Source organism: Prevotella sp. KH2C16, assembly GCF_900113305.1.
Lineage (GTDB): Bacteria > Bacteroidota > Bacteroidia > Bacteroidales > Bacteroidaceae > Prevotella.
In genome coordinates this window covers 1-17,259 of sequence record NZ_FOOW01000027.1, presented here as the reverse complement: position 1 = coordinate 17,259, position 17,259 = coordinate 1, and the positions used below count along the sequence as shown (strand labels likewise).

General features: G+C 50.3%; 18 protein-coding genes and 2 rRNA genes. 5 read left to right on the top strand and 15 right to left on the bottom strand.

Features of this window, described 5'->3' with window-relative positions; all coding sequences use genetic code 11:
* Positions 1–96: 96 nt before the first annotated feature.
* The 4 genes from clpX to lptB form a co-directional block, all read right to left on the bottom strand.
* Positions 97–1,347, bottom strand: coding sequence for an ATP-dependent Clp protease ATP-binding subunit ClpX (gene clpX / locus BM114_RS12530; protein WP_092113920.1), 1,251 nt, complete (start codon positions 1,345–1,347; stop codon positions 97–99).
* Entirely contained in the window at positions 1,347–2,015 is a 669-nt protein-coding gene (clpP, locus tag BM114_RS12525; protein WP_092113918.1) for an ATP-dependent Clp endopeptidase proteolytic subunit ClpP, read from the bottom strand. Before clpP ends, clpX begins: the two co-directional genes overlap by 1 nt.
* Before the next feature lie 137 nt (positions 2,016–2,152).
* A complete protein-coding gene (gene tig / locus BM114_RS12520) occupies positions 2,153–3,508 on the bottom strand; it encodes a trigger factor (RefSeq protein ID WP_092113916.1) in 1,356 nt (451 codons plus the stop codon).
* 106 nt (positions 3,509–3,614) lie between these two features.
* The gene (gene lptB / locus BM114_RS12515) at positions 3,615–4,451 is read right to left on the bottom strand and encodes an LPS export ABC transporter ATP-binding protein (RefSeq protein ID WP_092113914.1); all 837 of its coding nucleotides are present in this window, start codon (positions 4,449–4,451) and stop codon (positions 3,615–3,617) included.
* Positions 4,452–4,587: 136 nt separating this feature from the next.
* Between lptB and BM114_RS12510 the strand changes: the two genes are divergently transcribed.
* The 5 genes from BM114_RS12510 to BM114_RS12490 all read left to right on the top strand — a co-directional run bounded on the left by BM114_RS12510 (position 4,588) and on the right by BM114_RS12490 (position 8,431).
* Positions 4,588–5,346, top strand: coding sequence for an MlaE family ABC transporter permease (locus BM114_RS12510; protein WP_092113912.1), 759 nt, complete (start codon positions 4,588–4,590; stop codon positions 5,344–5,346).
* A 53-nt stretch (positions 5,347–5,399) separates the two neighbouring features.
* Positions 5,400–5,825, top strand: coding sequence for an endonuclease domain-containing protein (locus BM114_RS12505; protein WP_218151492.1), 426 nt, complete (start codon positions 5,400–5,402; stop codon positions 5,823–5,825).
* A gap of 139 nt (positions 5,826–5,964) precedes the next feature.
* Positions 5,965–6,750 (top strand): ABC transporter ATP-binding protein, encoded by a 786-nt coding sequence (locus BM114_RS12500; protein WP_092113908.1) that lies wholly within the window; start codon positions 5,965–5,967, stop codon positions 6,748–6,750.
* Positions 6,751–7,172: 422 nt separating this feature from the next.
* Positions 7,173–7,889, top strand: a complete 717-nt coding sequence (locus BM114_RS12495; protein ID WP_092113906.1) for a hypothetical protein — start codon at positions 7,173–7,175, stop codon at positions 7,887–7,889.
* Between the two features lie 137 nt (positions 7,890–8,026).
* On the top strand, positions 8,027–8,431 hold the full coding sequence (locus tag BM114_RS12490) for a hypothetical protein (protein ID WP_092113904.1): 405 nt from the start codon (positions 8,027–8,029) through the stop codon (positions 8,429–8,431).
* Between the two features lie 271 nt (positions 8,432–8,702).
* Here the strand turns inward: BM114_RS12490 and BM114_RS12485 are convergent, their stop codons facing one another.
* The 11 genes from BM114_RS12485 to BM114_RS12435 form a co-directional block, all read right to left on the bottom strand.
* Positions 8,703–9,191, bottom strand: coding sequence for a hypothetical protein (locus BM114_RS12485; protein WP_092113903.1), 489 nt, complete (start codon positions 9,189–9,191; stop codon positions 8,703–8,705).
* Between the two features lie 278 nt (positions 9,192–9,469).
* Positions 9,470–9,859 carry a hypothetical protein gene (locus BM114_RS12480; protein ID WP_092113901.1) on the bottom strand — a complete coding sequence of 130 codons (390 nt, stop codon included), beginning with the start codon at positions 9,857–9,859 and terminating at the stop codon, positions 9,470–9,472.
* A gap of 49 nt (positions 9,860–9,908) precedes the next feature.
* Positions 9,909–11,222: a ribosome biogenesis GTPase Der gene (gene der, locus BM114_RS12475; RefSeq protein WP_092113898.1), complete on the bottom strand. Its 1,314-nt coding sequence runs from the start codon at positions 11,220–11,222 to the stop codon at positions 9,909–9,911.
* 147 nt (positions 11,223–11,369) lie between these two features.
* Positions 11,370–12,251: a GTPase Era gene (era, locus tag BM114_RS12470; protein ID WP_092113896.1), complete on the bottom strand. Its 882-nt coding sequence runs from the start codon at positions 12,249–12,251 to the stop codon at positions 11,370–11,372.
* Between the two features lie 84 nt (positions 12,252–12,335).
* A complete protein-coding gene (locus tag BM114_RS12465) occupies positions 12,336–13,355 on the bottom strand; it encodes a beta-ketoacyl-ACP synthase III (protein ID WP_092113895.1) in 1,020 nt (339 codons plus the stop codon).
* Entirely contained in the window at positions 13,355–13,540 is a 186-nt protein-coding gene (gene rpmF / locus BM114_RS12460) for a 50S ribosomal protein L32 (RefSeq protein ID WP_092113893.1), read from the bottom strand. Before rpmF ends, BM114_RS12465 begins: the two co-directional genes overlap by 1 nt.
* Before the next feature lie 28 nt (positions 13,541–13,568).
* A complete protein-coding gene (locus BM114_RS12455) occupies positions 13,569–14,090 on the bottom strand; it encodes a YceD family protein (RefSeq protein WP_092113891.1) in 522 nt (173 codons plus the stop codon).
* A gap of 247 nt (positions 14,091–14,337) precedes the next feature.
* Complete coding sequence (locus BM114_RS12450; protein WP_092113889.1) at positions 14,338–15,504, bottom strand: sensor histidine kinase; 1,167 nt, start codon at positions 15,502–15,504, stop codon at positions 14,338–14,340.
* Between the two features lie 39 nt (positions 15,505–15,543).
* Positions 15,544–16,557 carry a hypothetical protein gene (locus BM114_RS12445; RefSeq protein ID WP_092113887.1) on the bottom strand — a complete coding sequence of 338 codons (1,014 nt, stop codon included), beginning with the start codon at positions 16,555–16,557 and terminating at the stop codon, positions 15,544–15,546.
* 345 nt (positions 16,558–16,902) lie between these two features.
* A 5S ribosomal RNA gene (gene rrf / locus BM114_RS12440) occupies positions 16,903–17,015 on the bottom strand.
* A gap of 76 nt (positions 17,016–17,091) precedes the next feature.
* A 23S ribosomal RNA gene (locus BM114_RS12435) occupies positions 17,092–17,259 on the bottom strand; the annotation flags it as partial.

The following is a 17,259-nucleotide window of genomic DNA, read 5'->3' as shown; positions in this document are numbered from 1 at the left end:
AAGCAGATTCGGTCTACTTAGGTCAAATGGTATTTCCTGGTATAGCCTGCATTCCCGGAGTCTCCCATGTCTCCGCATGGAAGACTCCTAAGAATTCTATGCCGACTCCAACTTCTGCAAATGGGCTTTGTCAAGCTGCCGCCTTGCATAGTCAAGAGTTACATCAAGGCTCTTCGTCTTTTTAGAAGGGATTTCAAACATGGCATCCATCATCACCGACTCAACGATTGAGCGCAGTCCGCGGGCACCAAGCTTATATTCAAGGGCCTTGTCGACGATAAAGTCGAGGGCCTCCTCATCAAATGTCAGCTTCACCCCGTCGATGGCAAACAGCTTCTCATACTGCCTGATGATGGAGTTTTTCGGCTCAACCAATATCCGCTTCAAGGCCGCCCGGTCCAGTGGGTTCAGATAAGTGAGGACAGGCAGTCGTCCGATAATCTCCGGAATCAGGCCGAACGACTTCAAGTCCTGGGGAACGACATATTTCATCAGGTCGTTCTTGTCTATCCTTGCCACATTCTGTACGGAGTTATAGCCCACTACATGGGTGTTCATGCGCTGGGCTATCTTGGCTTCAATGCCGTCGAAGGCACCGCCACAGATAAAGAGAATATTGCTTGTATTCACATGGATATACTCTTGGTCAGGATGCTTGCGACCGCCCTGGGGGGGCACATTCACCATGGTTCCCTCAAGGAGTTTCAGCAGTCCCTGCTGAACACCCTCGCCGCTTACATCACGGGTGATGCTCGGATTATCGCTCTTGCGGGCTATCTTGTCGATCTCGTCGATGAACACGATGCCCCGCTCCGCAGCCTTCACATCGTAGTCGGCCACCTGCAGCAGGCGGGAAAGGATGCTCTCCACATCCTCGCCCACATAGCCCGCCTCCGTAAACACCGTCGCGTCCACAATCGTGAAAGGCACATCCAGCAACTTGGCAATGGTGCGGGCCAGAAGGGTTTTCCCCGTCCCGGTGCTCCCCACCATGATGATATTGCTCTTCTCTATCTCTACGCCGTCGTCGTCCTTTGGCTGCTCCAGCCGCTTATAATGATTATAGACCGACACGGAGAGATAGCGCTTGGCCTCGTCCTGCCCGATTACATATTGGTCAAGATACTTCTTGATCTCCCTAGGCTTCGGCACCTTCTTCAACGAGAACTTGTTCTCGGCCTCATTCTTTGCCTTGGCCTGCGCATCGGTAAGCCCCATCGACTGGACGATGGAATAGGCCTGTTGGGCGCAATCTTCACAGATGAAACCGTCCAGGCCACTGATCATCAGCTTCACCTGGTCTTCAGTTCTTCCGCAGAAACTGCATACTTTCTTTTTCGTAGCCATTACTTCTTACGCATTAAGACTTGATCTATCATGCCATATTCCTGAGCTTCCTTGGCTGTCATCCAGTAGTTGCGGTCGCTGTCTTGCCAAACCTTCTCGAAAGGGGTATGGGAATGGTCTGAAATAATCGTATAGAGTTCTTTCTTGAACTTCTGAATCTCCCTTGCTTCAATCTCTATGTCGGATGCCTGTCCTTGCACTCCGCCCAATGGCTGGTGAATCATCACACGGGCGTGAGTGAGTGCCGAGCGCTTGCCCTCCGTACCGGAAACGAGCAGGACGGCGGCCATCGACGCGGCCATTCCCGTGCAGATGGTGGCGACATCGCTGCTGATGAACTGCATGGTGTCATAGATGCCCAGGCCTGCCGTTACGCTACCGCCGGGACTGTTGATATAGATGGAAATGTCCTTGGCGGGGTCTACACTGTCCAGGTAGAGCAGCTGAGCCTGCAGGGTATTGGCGGTATAGTCGTCGATTTCCGTTCCGAGAAAGATGATGCGATCCATCATCAGGCGTGAGAACACATCCATCTGGGTAACATTCAGCTGGCGCTCTTCCAGGATATATGGGTTCAGATACTGCGCCTGTGCCTTCACGACATCATCCAGCACCATTCCGTCTACACCCAAATGTTTCGTGGCATAATTTCTAAAATCTCTATTCATTTCATTCCTTCTAATTGTTTATTCTATAATATGTAAAGAGGAGTTATCCACCTTTTTTGTGTATGTTATTAGAACAAAGATACAAAAAAAAGTTGATAACCCCCTATTTAAAGAAGATTTTTAACTAAAAAATAGTATTATGGCTCCATCAGCTTGTTGAAGTCGTCAAGAGAGATGCTCTTGGTATTGAGTTTTACCACTCCTTTGAGTATCTCGGTGAGCTTGCGGTCGATGGCACGATCCACGAAGGGTTGTACGCTCTCCTGCTTTTTCAGCATCTCGTTTGCATAGTTCTCCACATATTCGTCCGGCACATTGTTCATACCATACTGGGCAAACTGTGCACGGGCAGCCTCCTTGGCAGCGTCCTTCACTTCCGCGTCGCTGATCTTAATGTCATGAGCTGCTACGAGTTGCTCCTTGATCAAGTGCCAGGTGAGCTCCTTGATACTTGCCTCATAGTTCTTTTCTACAAACTCCTGACCCTTATCCTTGTTGTTGGCAAGCATGATGCGCTTCAGGATTGCATCGGGAAACTCCAGCTTCCCTACCTTCTTCTCGCAGTGAGCGCGGACATCCTGGATAAACTTGAAGTCGCTGTCGGTGGCCAGTTGGCTCTTCAGGCCTTCGGCAATCTTCCCGCGGAAGTCGTTCTCATCCTTGCAAGAGTCCTTACCATAGATGGAGTCGAAGAGCTCCTGGTCTACTGCATGCTTCTGGAAATGATTGATTTCCGTTATCTGATAGCTGAAGTCGCCCGTGTGCTCGCCCACCTGCTCGCGCTCTATCTTCAGCAGGGCAGCAACCTCTGCGTCGCTTTCCGGATAGGCCTTGCGGGGATTGAAGGTGATGATGTCGCCCGCCTTGGCGCCATCGAAGAGCTTTTTCTGGTCTTCACCCTTGATATACGACGGCATCAGCATAGCCCCCTCGACGGTGAGACCGCCTTCCCTGGTATTGCCGTTTCCGTCAAGTTCACGGAGGTCGCCCTTCAGGTTGTCGCCTTCTGTATACTGTTCAGCAGGGGCATACTTGCCCGTCTGCGACGCGAACATGTCTACCTGGCGGTCGATGAGCGCATCGTCAACCGTAATGTCATAATAGTCTATCTTGTCGCGACCAGTAAGCTCGCACTTGAACTCCGGCGCTACGGCAATGTCAAACTTGAATGTATACGGTCCGTCTTTCTCGATGTCCACGGATTCTTGCTTGTCAGACGGCAGCGGATCGCCCAGCATCTGAATCTTATTGTCCTGCACATACTTGTAGATCTGCTCGCCAATGAGCTTGTTTACCTCGTCCATCTTTACCGAAGCACCGAACTGGCGCTTGATAAGGCCCATGGGAACCATGCCCGGACGGAAGCCGGGAACATTCGCCTTCTTACGATAATCCTTTAATGTCTTCTCGACATTAGCGGCGTAATCGGCTTCTTCTACTGTAATCGTCAACAGACCATTGACCTTGTCAGGGTTTTCAAATGAAATATTCATCTCTGATGTTAATTATATTTTGTGATTTTTTACTTGCTCGAATCGGGATGCAAAGGTACTCATTTTTCACGACAATACCTAAACCTCACGCGAGAAATTTGTTTTTTTAACCAACTTGTCCCTCTGCTCTTTCCATGGCAGTTTCCTGCTCCTCGGCAATTTCCTCAGCCTGTTCGTCCTCCTCATTAGGCTTGAATCTACGGAATGTGAAGTTCTCGCTGAGATAGTTCTTGCGGACTACGGGATTTGCGGAAAGCTCCTCGGGGTTGCCCTGGAACAGGATGCGACCCTCGAAAAGCAGGTAGGCGCGGTCGGTGATACTAAGGGTTTCCTGTACATTATGGTCGGTGATGAGGATTCCGATGTTGCGATACTTCAGTCGCCAGACGATGTGCTGGATGTCTTCCACGGCAATGGGGTCGACCCCGGCAAAGGGTTCGTCGAGCATGATGAACTTCGGACTGATGGCCAGGCAGCGTGCAATCTCGGTGCGCCGCCGCTCACCTCCAGAGAGCTGGTCGCCCTTGTTCTTGCGAACCTTGTTCAGGCGGAATTCCTTGATCAGTCCTTCCAGCTGGCGGAGCTGCTCTTCGTGGGACAGGTCCGTCATCTCCAGCACCGACATGATGTTGTCCTCTACGCTCATCTTGCGGAATACGCTCGCCTCCTGAGGCAGGTATCCGATACCCGCACGGGCCCGCTTATAGACAGGATAGTCGGTGATTTCCTGATCGTCGATATACACATGTCCCTCATTGGGCACCACCAGACCGGTCGTCATATAGAATGAAGTGGTCTTGCCTGCTCCGTTCGGCCCCAGCAAACCCACGATTTCTCCCTGCTTCACATTGATGGAGACACCGTTGGCAACCGTTCGCTTGCCATAACGCTTCACCAGTCCCTCGGTTCTAAGGACAGAACCGGCTTTTCTTTCCTCGCTCATAACGATTTCCGTAATTATTCCGCAAATTTACTAAAAATACGGCTAAATACCCTTATAAATTCAAAAACTATTGGGAATATTGCAGTTTTTTAGCGGATTTTGGTTACTTTTGCAACAGGAAACTGACAAAAAAGCGATGCTGATAACTCATTTACTGAAAAAATATCTCACCACCTTAGGCAGGTACCTCATCCTCATGGGTCGCTCGTTTGCCATCCCCGACAAGATGCGCATGTTCCTGAAGCGCTATGTCAAGGAGATGTCGCAGCTGGGCGTCGACTCCATTCCCATCGTGCTGCTGATATCGTTCTTCATCGGAGCCGTCATCTGCATCCAGATGAAGGTGAACATCGAGAGCCCGTGGATGCCCCGCTGGGTGGCAGGATACACCACCCGAGAGATTATGCTCCTTGAGTTTTCCAGTTCTATCATGTGCCTGATCCTGGCCGGGAAGGTAGGTTCCAACATCGCCTCGGAGCTCGGCACGATGCGCGTAACCCAGCAGATAGACGCCCTCGACATCATGGGCGTGAACTCTGCCAACTACCTGATACTCCCCAAGATACTCGGACTGGTAACCATCATGCCGTTCCTGGTCATCTTCTCGTCGACCATGGGCATTATCGGAGCTTACGGCACTTCCTATTTAGGGCACATCATCGCACCGTCCGACCTTACCGCGGGCATCCAGCATGCCTTCAACTCGTGGTTCATGTACATGAGTATCATCAAGAGCCTGTTCTTCGCCTTCATCATCGCCAGCGTCTCCAGCTACTTCGGCTACTCGGTCGAGGGCGGCTCCGTAGAGGTAGGCAAGGCCTCTACCGACGCCGTCGTGTGCAGCTCGGTGCTGATTCTCTTCTCCGATGTGTTCCTCACGCAGATACTGAGTTGAGGCTATCAGCCCCCTGAGTTAGGGGGTTAGGGGTCTGTTTCAAAAGCAAAAGAATGTATAATAGATATAGACAAGTCATGCTGCCAACACGAATTTCAAACCTCATCTACAGCAAAGAGCAGCGACAGCAACTCAGGAAAGAGGCCACGCCTGCCGAGAGAATTCTGTGGCGGCACTTGCAGAAAAGGCAGGTTGAAGGGCTTAAGTTCAGGCGGCAGCATGGCATCAGCCTCTATGTCCTGGACTTCTATTGTCCTGAAATCAAACTGTGCATAGAGGCTGACGGAGCCGTCCACGATACCCCGGAGGCCCGGGAGCACGACTTGGAGAGAACACGGCTCCTGGAAAGCAACGGCATCAAGGTCATAAGATTCAGGAACGAAGAGATAGAAAACAATATAGAAGATGTGATACAAGTGATTCGCAAAGTGGCCAGAGACCGCCTCGCTCACGCCGGTATCCATCCAGAAAAACCTTAGCACATCCCGGGTGGACGGGCTGGAGACCAAAACCGAAAATTCATATAACAGGGTTGGGGACAGAAGTCTTGGGTGCGCAACCGCAGATGGTGCCACCGCCCTACAGACCCCCAACCCCCTAACTTAGGGGGCAAAACTCATGATCGAAGTAAGAAACCTCACCAAGACATTCGAGGACAAGACCGTCCTCCACGACATCAACGCAGTGTTTGAGACGGGCAAGACCAATCTCATCATCGGACAGAGCGGCTCGGGCAAGACCGTCCTGATGAAAAACCTCGTGGGACTGCTCGACCCCACGAGGGGAGAAGTGCTTTACGACGGGCGCGACTTCGTAACGATGACCAAGCGGGAGAGAGTGAGGATGCGGCGGGAAATGGGCATGGTGTTCCAAGGTTCGGCACTCTTTGACTCGCTTTCGGTAAGGGAAAATGTGCAGTTTCCGCTCGACATGTTCTCCACGATGAACTACAACGAGCGCGTGAAACGAGCCCAGGAGTGCCTCGACCGCGTGAACCTGCTCGACGCCGAGGACAAATTCCCCGGCGAAATATCAGGAGGCATGCAGAAGCGAGTGGCCATCGCGCGCGCCATCGTGCTCAATCCCAAGTATCTCTTCTGCGACGAGCCCAACTCGGGACTGGACCCGAAGACCTCGCTCGTCATCGACGAGCTGCTCTCGGGCATCACCAAGGAATATGGCATCACGACGATCATCAACACGCACGACATGAACTCCGTGATGGGCATCGGCGAGAACATCGTCTTCATCTACAAAGGACGCAAGGAATGGCAAGGCAACAAGGACGAGGTCATCGGCGCGACAAACAAGAAACTGAACGATCTGGTCTTCGCCTCCGACCTCTTCCGCAAGGTGAAAGAAGTGGAACTGGAGGAGGAGCAGAAAGCTCATGAACAAGGATAGGAAACATCTTCCTATCTCTCCCCTTAGGGAAAGGAGCCACGAAGGAGGCGGAAGGATTTCTTATCTTGACTTTTACAGTTCCAGGTAGGAGCTTCCATTAATTGCTCATGCAAAATGATAGCATCAAGATTTCGTACAGAAACCAACCAGACCAAAGTCTTTGACTTCAAGCTCATCTTAGTTCCTGCCAAATGAACAAAGACATTAAGAGGGCGTGTACCCTGTATCTATACATAACAAACAGCATGCGCTATTATATTCCAATTTGATTTCGAATAAAAAAATACGAGATTAAAGGATCATTCCGAAATTTCTTATCACAAAGGAGGTAACTTATGAAAAGATCTCATAAACTCGCACTTGATTGTTGAGTTCGCACTAAGCAATATTTCTACATATTATTAATTTAAAAATTTAACAACATGAAAAGAATCTTTATTATCTTAGCAATGGCCAGTCTTTTGCTAATCACATTCTTTGCCTGTAACAACGACAACGATTTTATGCTAACCAACGCAACAGAATCTTATTCATTGTCACCTCAAGACAAACAAGATGGGTTCATGCAATTAAATAGCATTCCTGACGAAGTCGTAAACAAAATGACAGCAAATGAACTTCGATATTGGAAGAAAATTGCATCTAAATTCTACATCAATTATGACTTTATAAATACAGATTTTTACAAACACAACAAGAATTTAATAATCAAATATGCTTTAAGGACATATAACGATACCCAAAAGCGAAATCTTTCTCCAACAAAATTATACATATCCTGCTCTCCAAATAGTTCTAAAAAACTGAATTCATATAAGCTTAGTGAATATGACTTTGAGGATGATTCTACTGCTACGCCAACAGATTGCATCCACTATCATTATACCTATACTGTTACAAATGGGGTTTCATTTGAAGTATATACCATCTTATTACCTCTAACAAATTCAGATGGAAGCATATATGCTTACGAAGCACTAAATACTGAATTTGTTTGCTATCCTCCTTCTGCAAAATTTTATGGTTCAAAAACCATTGGATTCACTAACCAAGGTGTCGCAAATATTAATGCAAACGGATTCATATACTACAATAATAAGAGATATAATATCAGTATCAACGAACAAGATTCTATTTAAGAATGTAGTATCCAGTTGTATACTCACCTTATAACAATCTTAAAGAAAATTATTAAAAAGTCAGCATTTTGAGAACACCCTTTTGAAATATTATCTATATTTGTGGAATATATCTAATCTAATCAATCGGCGGAAACATGATAAAAGTATTATTAATTGTTTTGCTCTGCCTGTCTACAGACACTGCTATAGCACAGACACAGAAGTATAATTGTGTCGTGATCACGAATAATAAGACGGGAAATATTTCCTACAAGTTTGAGTTCAAGAAGAATATTGCTGGACTGGAAGAGGACGAAAGGTACGCATTCTTGGATGAAAAAGGCGAAATGGTATATTTTAAGTGTCCTGCAGACGCAGCACAGTATCTGATAATTAACGGTTGGAAATTCAAAGAGGTTATTGCTTCTGAAAATCAAACAATGAAGTTCTTCTACAAAGATGCAGCCAGCAAGGAAGAAGCCATGAAAGGAATTGTACGCTTGAAAGCGTGGAAGAATCCGCAAGGCGAAGGCAAAGTCGATTGTCTCCAGAAGAAATAAGTCAGAAGAAAATTTTCCTTCTGCAGCCAATCTCCCAAGGGAAAAGGCTGCGGAGAAAGCGTAAAAGGCAAGATGTGCAAACCTCTCCCTCCCCCCCTCTTCCCAAGGAGAGGGAATAAAAAAAGATTACAAGGGACACGATTCATCTTATTCCGAATACATGGCAAAAGTATTACAACTGGGGAAACAGGACAGACCGTGCCTCCACATCTTTCATATTTCAACCGAAGGCATCCGAATTAACCTTTTCACAGGGCACATTTACCCCATCTTATTTTCTCACATCGAAGGCAGAATTCAGCCCCGGGCTGAAGTGGAAGGCCATACTGACCTCCTCCCCCGACGGCGTCTTGACAACGAGCGAATAATCCTTTTCCAGCAAGGGGCCTATCTCCGTGGTCAAATCGTAGGCACAGACGCAATTAGCCTCCTCGCCCTCAGCAGTCTCCGTCAGCACGATCCGGTTGCCGGCCAGCCACACTCTCGCGTTGAATTTGCTTGCGCAATTGACCACTAAATCCTGATGAGTAATGCGCAGGGTGCCGTCAGCCGCTCCCTTGCAGACGATTTTCTCCGTGCGACCAAGGATGTCCGGGGAAGACGCGCCGTTGCTCTCCGTATTGACACCAGCCTCCTTGCAACCCGAGTTAGAGATGTTTCTTACGACGGGACCGCTTCCTTCGCCATTGTCGTCGCTACATGCAGAAAACACGAAGAGCAACGCCAAGAGCGGAAAAATAATTACAAAACGCTTCTTCATAATCAGTAAATTTATAACAACCTATGTTTTGCAAATATAGGGAAAACATCCGTAATCTTGCAAAAAAATAACTTTATTTAACTGTTCCTCCGTTCTGAGATACTGCATCCGCATGCCTCCGCAAGACAAGAGGACAACTGAACGCATGCCGGGAAGCCGTCTTGAGAAAAGTAAAATCCCAGACTTTAATAAGTAAAATCTGAGATTTTAAATAGTAAAGTCTGGGATTTCAGTCTATGGAAGGTGGCCTTCAGCCTTCCCGATTGCGGTTGCCGTCGTCAGCGGAGATACCAGAGGCCGCCCTGATAAACCATCGGGACGACCACTTCTTCACTCGTGCTGTCGCCATAGAGGAAGGTAAGGAAGGCGTTCCCGGCATGCTTTGCGGTGTCTACATCCGCACGCACGACATTCACCTGGCGGATGCCGCGGTGCTCGTCCTGCTGCTGCCCGATGAACATCTTCGCATTGGCGACGAGCTGCTCACGATAAACAGCGGGGATGCTGTCGGGCTGATAGTGCCCGTCTACAAACTGCTCGTACTTCCCCTCGAGCAGCTGATCATAATAGGCCTTGGCCGCCCGGGCGGCAATCTCGTTCTGCGACGGTGCCTTCTGACAGGCACCGAGCAAACTGAGGCCGGCTATTACAAATAAAATCTTCTTCATATCTTTTCCAAGAGAGGCCTCCCCCACGGAGGGGGAGACCCAGAGGGGGTTACTTCTGACGGATAAACACATTGATGGGGCACCCATGCATCGACCAGTTGTCGCGTATCTTGTTCTCCAGGAAGCGCTTGTAAGGCTCCTTCACATACTGCGGCAGGTTGGCATAGAACACGAACGAGGGTATCTGCGTGTTCGGCAACTGGGTGCAATACTTAATCTTGATATACTTTCCCTTTATCGAGGGAGGCGGCGTCTGCTCGATAATCGGCAGCATCACCTCGTTCAGCTTGGAGGTTCCCACATGCGTCTTGCGGTTCAGATAGACCTGCTTGGCGGTCTCGAGAACCTTGAAGATGCGCTGCTTGGTCAGTGCCGAGACAAAGATAATGGGAAAGTCTACGAAGGGAGCCATGCGGTTTCGGATGGCAGTCTCGAAGGTGGAGATGACCTTCTGGTCCTTCTCCTCCACCAAGTCCCACTTGTTCACCACCACCACGAGCGACTTGTTGTTTTTCTGGATGAGCTGGAAGATGTTCATGTCCTGCGCCTCGATGCCGCGCGTAGCGTCGATCATGAGGATGCAGACATCGCTGTTCTCGATGGCACGAATGCTTCGCATGACGGAATAGAACTCCAAATCTTCCGACACCTTGTTCTTGCGGCGGATGCCGGCCGTGTCGACAAGGTAGAAGTCAAACCCGAACTTATCGAAACGGGTGTAGATGCTGTCGCGGGTGGTACCGGCAATCTCGGTTACGATGTTACGGTCTTCGCCGATGAAGGCGTTGATGAGACTCGACTTGCCCACATTCGGGCGGCCTACGACGGCAAACCGCGGGATGTCGTCTTCCACCTCCTCCCTGTTCTCGGCGGGAAGCTTGTCGAGTATCATATCCAGCAAGTCGCCCGTGCCGCCGCCCGTAGCGGCGCTGATGCACTGCGGGTCGCCCAGCCCCAGCTTATAGAACTCGGCGGCCTGATAATAGTTGGCGCTGTTGTCCACCTTGTTGGCCACGAGGATGACGGGCAGCTTCGCCCGCCGCAGGATGAGTGCCACATCCTCGTCCCAGTCGGTAAGTCCGGTCTCCACATCCACGAGGAAGAGCACCAAGTCGGCCTCTTCGGTGGCCACCTTCACCTGCCGGCGGATGGCGTCCTCGAATATATCGTCGGAATTTACGACCCAGCCGCCGGTGTCAACGACGGAAAATTCCTTGCCGTTCCAGGTGCACTTGCCATACTGGCGGTCGCGGGTGGTGCCGGCGGTATCGCTTACGATAGCGCGGCGAGACTGTGTCAGTCGGTTGAAAAGCGTAGACTTGCCCACATTGGGGCGGCCTACGATAGCTACTAAATTTGCCATTTCTTGCTTGTTTAATTTCTGAAGTTATACATTCTTCGGCCCTCCACTTGGGAGAGTTTGCCCTCGTTCCATCAGGGCCTGACTATCTTTCTACATGCTATAAGCGTGCTTCTGCCGCCCGGGCCACACAGGCCGGAGGCAGAAAGGCTATTTCGGATTGTAACCGAAATTAGTGAGCTCCCGCTGAGAATTGCGCCAGTCCTTGTCCACCTTGACAAAGACCTCGAGGAAAATCTTCTTCCCGAAAAACCTCTCCAGCGACTTCCGTGCCTCGGTAGAGACCTTCTTCAAGGCTACGCCCTGATGCCCGATGATGATGCCCTTCTGCGAGTCGCGCTCCACATAGATGACTGCGCCGATGTGAATCAGCCTCTCGCCTTCCCTGAAGCTTTCTATCGCGACCTCTACGGAATAGGGAACCTCCTTGTCATAGTAGAGGAGTATTTTCTCGCGGATGATCTCTGAGACGAAGAACTTAGCCGGCTTGTCGGTCAGCTGGTCCTTGTCGAAATAGGCGGGCGACTCCGGGAGCAGTTCCTTGACCCGCTTCAGGAGCATGTCGATGCCGAACTTGTTCTTGGCAGAGATGGGCAGAATCTCAGCGTTGGGCAGCAGCGTGTGCCACTTCTCCACGATGGCGCCGAGCGATTTCTGGTCGGTCTCGTCAATCTTATTTATCAAGAGGAGCACGGGGATGGTCATTGCAGCCACCTTGTCGAGGAAGTCCTTGTTCTTCTCGGGACTTTCCACGACATCCGTTACATAGAGCAAGACATCGGCATCGGCCAGTGCCGACTCCGAAAAAGCCAGCATCATCTCCTGCATCTTGTAGTTGGGCTTCAGTACGCCCGGCGTGTCGGAAAAGACTATCTGACACTCCTCGTCGTTCACGATACCCATGATGCGGTGGCGGGTGGTCTGTGCCTTGAAAGTGGCTATGCTCAGTTTCTCGCCCACCAGCTGGTTCATCAGCGTGCTCTTGCCCACATTCGGGTTGCCTACGATATTTACAAAACCTGCCTTATGCATATTTCCTGTTTTTATCAGAACAAAAAAACGCATCGTCTTAAGATTCTAAGAAGGATGCGTTTCTTGATTAATCTTTTTCAGAGTTTACTTGTTTGCCGCCGCAGAAGCTCCGTCATAGGCCCACTTATAATAAGAGGCCCCGTGGACGAATCCCGCTCCGAAGGCCGTGAAAATTACATTGTCGCCCTTCCGGAACTTGTCCTCGTTGTCCCACATGGCCAACGGAATCGTCGCGGCACTGGTGTTGCCGTAACGCTCGATATTGATCATCACCTTGTCGAGGGAGATGCCTGCATGCTTGGCCACCGCCTCAATGATGCGAAGGTTGGCCTCATGAGGAACCACCCAGTCGACATCCTGCTCCGACAAGTCGTTCATCTTCATGATTTCAAGGACATCCCTGCTCATGCTGGTAACGGCATAACGGAACACCGTGCGCCCCTCCTGATAGAGGTAATGGAGGCGATGGTCTACCGTGAAATGCGACGGCGGACATACCGAGCCGCCCGCCTTCATGTGGAGGAAGGGAAGACCCTTGCCGTCAGTTCGCAGAAATGAGTTCTGCACACCGATGTTTTCCTCGGTCGTGGCTTCCACCAGAACAGCTCCGGCTCCGTCGCCGAAGAGCACACAGGTCTGGCGATCCGTATAGTCAACCAGCGACGACATCTTGTCGGCTCCTATCACGATGACCTTCTTGTAGCGGCCGCTCTGAATCATCGAGCCTGCTATGTCAAGGGAATAGAGGAAACCGCAGCATGCCGCTTCGAGGTCGAAGGCAAAGGCATTCTTCAGTCCCAGTTTCCCGATGACAACGGAAGCCGTGGAGGGGAACTTATAGTCCGGAGTGGTCGTCGTAACGATGAGAGCATCTATGGAGTCTGGGTCTACGCCGGTCTTCTGGATAACCTGCTTGGCAGCTTTGCGTGCCATATAGCTGGTTCCCAGTCCCTCTTCAGTGAGGATACGGCGTTCCTTGATACCTACGCGAGTTGTTATCCATTCATCACTGGTGTCCACCATGCGCGACAGCTCCTCATTAGTGAGGATATAGTCAGGCACATAGCCGCCGATACCCGTGATGATCGCGTTGATTTTCTCCATTATTCAGCGGCTTCCTTTACGATAGCGACTTTGCCTCTATAGTAACCGCAAGTAGGGCAGACGGTGTGATATACATAATATGCGCCGCAGTTGGGGCATACTGCCAATGTAGGCATTTCAGCCTTGTCATGAGTTCTTCTCTTCCTAGTACGGGTCTTTGACTGTCTTCTTTTAGGATGTGCCATAATTGTTTAATTTTAAATCTTTTAATTTTTAATCTTTCAGTTTTGCGAGTGCCGCCCAGCGTGGGTCTACGGGTTTCTCTTCTTCCTCTTCACCTCTTCGGGAAGCTGAATGTTCCTCAAGAACCTTCATCATGGCAGGGTTGCATTTTCCAGGTGCATGCACATGCCTGATCGGAATGCTGAGATCTATAAACTCATAGATGAACCACGCGACATCGAGTATTCCTTCGTCCTCATCAACGGCCACGAGGTCATCCTCCTCTGAACTATCCTCTCCAAGCTTCGCCCATAGGCGGTTTTCCGCGTCTACCGGCTGCTCCATTTCGTCGAGACAAAGGTTGCATTGGACAATTGCCACGCCTGTTGTATGGAAGTCAAGCTGGAAAGTGTTGCCGACCCTGTGTATCGAAATCATCGTATGCAGATTGCCTTTACGGATATCCGGGGCTCCAACGGCCTCGAAGAATCCGTCATCCAGATCAAATTCCAAGAGGTTTTTGCCCTCCTTCAGGTCTTTCAGGTTAATCTTAAACGATTCCATATCGGACATAGCTCCACTTTGGGTTGCAAAGTTACTACTTTTTTCCGATAATTGATAACTTTATCCGAAAAACTTTATCTTCTGCCCTAATTTCCACCTCTTTATAGAGCTACAATGACAAGAGGAAAGTGCTTTTCCGGGCAGAAACGAGAGACCGCAAAACAAAAGACGGCTAAAAGCCCGGCAAAAAGCCGTTAAAAGCCGAGCTTCTAACGGCTAAAAGGATCGTAAAAGGCGGCCTTTTACAAGGCAGCCGTTATTTTCTCAATTCAATCCTGAAGGTCGTGCCCTTTCCTACTTCTGAACTTTTCACCCAAATCCGGCCTTTATGGTATTCCTCAACAATTCTCTTCGCCAGACTAAGACCCAGTCCCCAGCCACGCTGCTTGGTGGTAAAGCCCGGGCGAAAGACATTGGCAAGGTCTTTCTTCCGGATGCCCTTTCCCGTATCCGACACTTCTATAATGGCTTTGTTACCAGCATCTTCCACATGCAAGACTATCTCTCCCCGCTCTCCGCCCATGGCATCGACGGCATTCTTCGCAAGGTTCTCTATCACCCACTCGAAGAGCGATGCGTTCAGGTTCACGATAATGTCGTGGCCGGGAAAATCCTTTATCATCCTCACTTTCTTTGAAGTCCTGCGATCCATGTAGTCAATGACATGGTCCATGACCTCGTTCAGGCTTGTAGGTACCGGTTCTGGCAAAGAGCCTATCTTGGAAAAACGGTCGGCAATAAGCTGCAGCCTCCTTACATCCTTGTCCATTTCTGGCAACAGTTCGTCGTCCGGATAATTCTCCTGCAGTATCTCTGTCCACGCCATCAGACTCGAGATGGGGGTACCCAGCTGATGGGCAGTCTCCTTGGAGAGCCCTACCCACACTTTATTCTGCTCTGCCCGCTTGGAGGTGAGCAAGGCAAAAATGGCGATGACGACGAAGATAAGGACAACGCCCAGCTGCACGAACGGATAGATTTCCAGGCGTCGGAGCATGTTGGAATCATCGTAACAGACATCGATATAGTCCGTCTTTACAGAATCATCGAGCTGGATGCGAATATAACGGCCGGCCTTCAACAATTGCTGCCCTATGGATGCGGACTCCCGCAGGCTGTCCTCCCGGCTTCGTGCCTTCATGTCTACATTCCGAAAGATCTGCACCTGCTGCCGGGAATCCATGACGACGATTGGGATGGTATGGTTTTCGTTAATGACTTTCAGCACAAGATTCAGGTCGGTGTTCTCATCGGCGTTGCTCAAAGAGCGCATCGCCTCGGCCCACACCTCCACCTTATTTCTCTCTTCCTCCTCCAAATCATGAGTCAGGAAATGGGAAATAATGAGCGAGGCTACCGCTATAAGGATGGCGGCGACCACCAGCAGGATCTTCACCTGACGAATACGGTCTGTCCATTGCATACATCTAATTAACGCTCTGCGCTACCTTTTATTGTGCGATTACTCGCAAGCGATAGGCCTATAGTTCTCCTCCCAGACCGCATTAAACTCCTCGGGGGTGATAATCGACTCCTTCGTAAGGTTTTCTTCCCAATTCTCAAAAAACCAAAACATCTCGTCAGACATACCTTTGTCGTCCTCGCGAGTGCTGTATTTATCGAAAAATTCAACCCCTCCATCCTCAAAAACGGCTGCGACCTGCATCACTTCATAGTCTATCTCCCCATAATAATGAATGCCGTCTTTCACCACATGGATGCAGAAAAACTCGTTCTCCCATTTCGACGCATCCTTCAAGATGGGTCTTATACGCTTGAGCAAATCCACAGTGGCTATCCTTTTGGGCATAACAACAGAATATTTGCCGAGCCAGTCGCCGGCCGTAGCATAGTATCGAAGTTCTATCTCCGGCGACAGTTCCTTTAAGCGTCGTTCCGTCTCTTCCATCACGGGGAAGAAGGTTTCTTCCTCGGAGAATGGCGTAAATGGAAAATAGTTACACTTGATATCAAGTTGCTTGGAATAATAATAGACCAGCGTGAGTCCCATATCGAGGTCATAAGTACCGACACTCCCCTTGCCAAAAGACTCAACTTTCATCATACGCTCACCGAATGCCTTTGCCCGGCGAGTAAGCCAACGGCGATGACGGGTAACATAGGCAATGATGGCTATACTACCCAACAGTACCACGAGAAAAAACAAAGGTTCCTGCCAGTTGCCCTCGCCAATCATGCTGATACATCCCAATATCATCACTAAAATCAAAAGAGCTCCGAAAATCACCATGATTCCATTCCATACTCGGTTCAGCCGACGCAACAAAATACTGTGCCGCGCTCTCCACCCTTGATAGGAAAGTGAGTTGTCAAGTATGAGCTGCAACGCGACCAGCAGCAGTCCGGAGCCGATGCCGCACAGAAAAGCCTGCCGGAGGAGTATTCCCAAGATAATTAGAAACACTCCCAATATCACCCAGAGTATAGTCTTCAGCCGTAATCCTTTTCCTTCCATGCAGCAAATATAGTAAATATAATCCAAACACCCGGCAAGTTCCAGGGAAAATCTGACGGGCCGGGGACCGGCTGCATGCACAAGGACAAATGCCGGGACGGCCAACAGCCGGCGCCGGCAGGGAACATGCCTGCACCGCGGGCCGGAAATCCGCACCACGGGGGCGATTCACCGTCCCCGCCCGCCGGGCACGGCGCAAAGGAGAACAGGAGAATAAAGGAATAAGAGAATAAGAGAATAAGAGAATAAAGGAATAAAAGAATAAAGGAATAGGAGGATAAAGGAAGGACGAAAAAGGAGCCCCCGTTCCTCACCGGCGGGGGAACGGGGACTCCTGGTATGGAAAGGGGGCGGCGGCCTACTCTCCCGCATCGTACTGCAGTACCATCGGCGCTGGCGGGCTTAGCTTCTCTGTTCGGAATGGGAAGAGGCGGGACCCCGCCGCCACGGCCGCCCGGATGGGGCGACACGTCGGGCACGGGCAAGGGACGAAGAATACGGGAAGGGCCCCGGAGGGGGCCGGAGGGACGGACGCGCGCGGAAAGGTTCGGGCAATTAGTAGCGCTCGGCTTTGGCGTCGCCGCCTTTACACCTGCGCCCTATCGACGTCCTCGTCTGGGACGGCCCTCGAAAAGGAGCTCTCATCTTGCGGCGGGCTTCGCGCTTAGATGCATTCAGCGCTTATCCCGTCCGGACGCGGAT

Coding starts and splice junctions, on each gene's coding strand:
- clpX (WP_092113920.1), bottom strand. CDS start 1,347: ATGGCTACGAAAAAGAAAGTATGCAGTTTCTGCGGAAGAACTGAAGAC.
- clpP (WP_092113918.1), bottom strand. CDS start 2,015: ATGAATAGAGATTTTAGAAATTATGCCACGAAACATTTGGGTGTAGAC.
- tig (WP_092113916.1), bottom strand. CDS start 3,508: ATGAATATTTCATTTGAAAACCCTGACAAGGTCAATGGTCTGTTGACG.
- lptB (WP_092113914.1), bottom strand. CDS start 4,451: ATGAGCGAGGAAAGAAAAGCCGGTTCTGTCCTTAGAACCGAGGGACTG.
- BM114_RS12510 (WP_092113912.1), top strand. CDS start 4,588: ATGCTGATAACTCATTTACTGAAAAAATATCTCACCACCTTAGGCAGG.
- BM114_RS12505 (WP_218151492.1), top strand. CDS start 5,400: ATGTATAATAGATATAGACAAGTCATGCTGCCAACACGAATTTCAAAC.
- BM114_RS12500 (WP_092113908.1), top strand. CDS start 5,965: ATGATCGAAGTAAGAAACCTCACCAAGACATTCGAGGACAAGACCGTC.
- BM114_RS12495 (WP_092113906.1), top strand. CDS start 7,173: ATGAAAAGAATCTTTATTATCTTAGCAATGGCCAGTCTTTTGCTAATC.
- BM114_RS12490 (WP_092113904.1), top strand. CDS start 8,027: ATGATAAAAGTATTATTAATTGTTTTGCTCTGCCTGTCTACAGACACT.
- BM114_RS12485 (WP_092113903.1), bottom strand. CDS start 9,191: ATGAAGAAGCGTTTTGTAATTATTTTTCCGCTCTTGGCGTTGCTCTTC.
- BM114_RS12480 (WP_092113901.1), bottom strand. CDS start 9,859: ATGAAGAAGATTTTATTTGTAATAGCCGGCCTCAGTTTGCTCGGTGCC.
- der (WP_092113898.1), bottom strand. CDS start 11,222: ATGGCAAATTTAGTAGCTATCGTAGGCCGCCCCAATGTGGGCAAGTCT.
- era (WP_092113896.1), bottom strand. CDS start 12,251: ATGCATAAGGCAGGTTTTGTAAATATCGTAGGCAACCCGAATGTGGGC.
- BM114_RS12465 (WP_092113895.1), bottom strand. CDS start 13,355: ATGGAGAAAATCAACGCGATCATCACGGGTATCGGCGGCTATGTGCCT.
- rpmF (WP_092113893.1), bottom strand. CDS start 13,540: ATGGCACATCCTAAAAGAAGACAGTCAAAGACCCGTACTAGGAAGAGA.
- BM114_RS12455 (WP_092113891.1), bottom strand. CDS start 14,090: ATGTCCGATATGGAATCGTTTAAGATTAACCTGAAAGACCTGAAGGAG.
- BM114_RS12450 (WP_092113889.1), bottom strand. CDS start 15,504: ATGCAATGGACAGACCGTATTCGTCAGGTGAAGATCCTGCTGGTGGTC.
- BM114_RS12445 (WP_092113887.1), bottom strand. CDS start 16,557: ATGGAAGGAAAAGGATTACGGCTGAAGACTATACTCTGGGTGATATTG.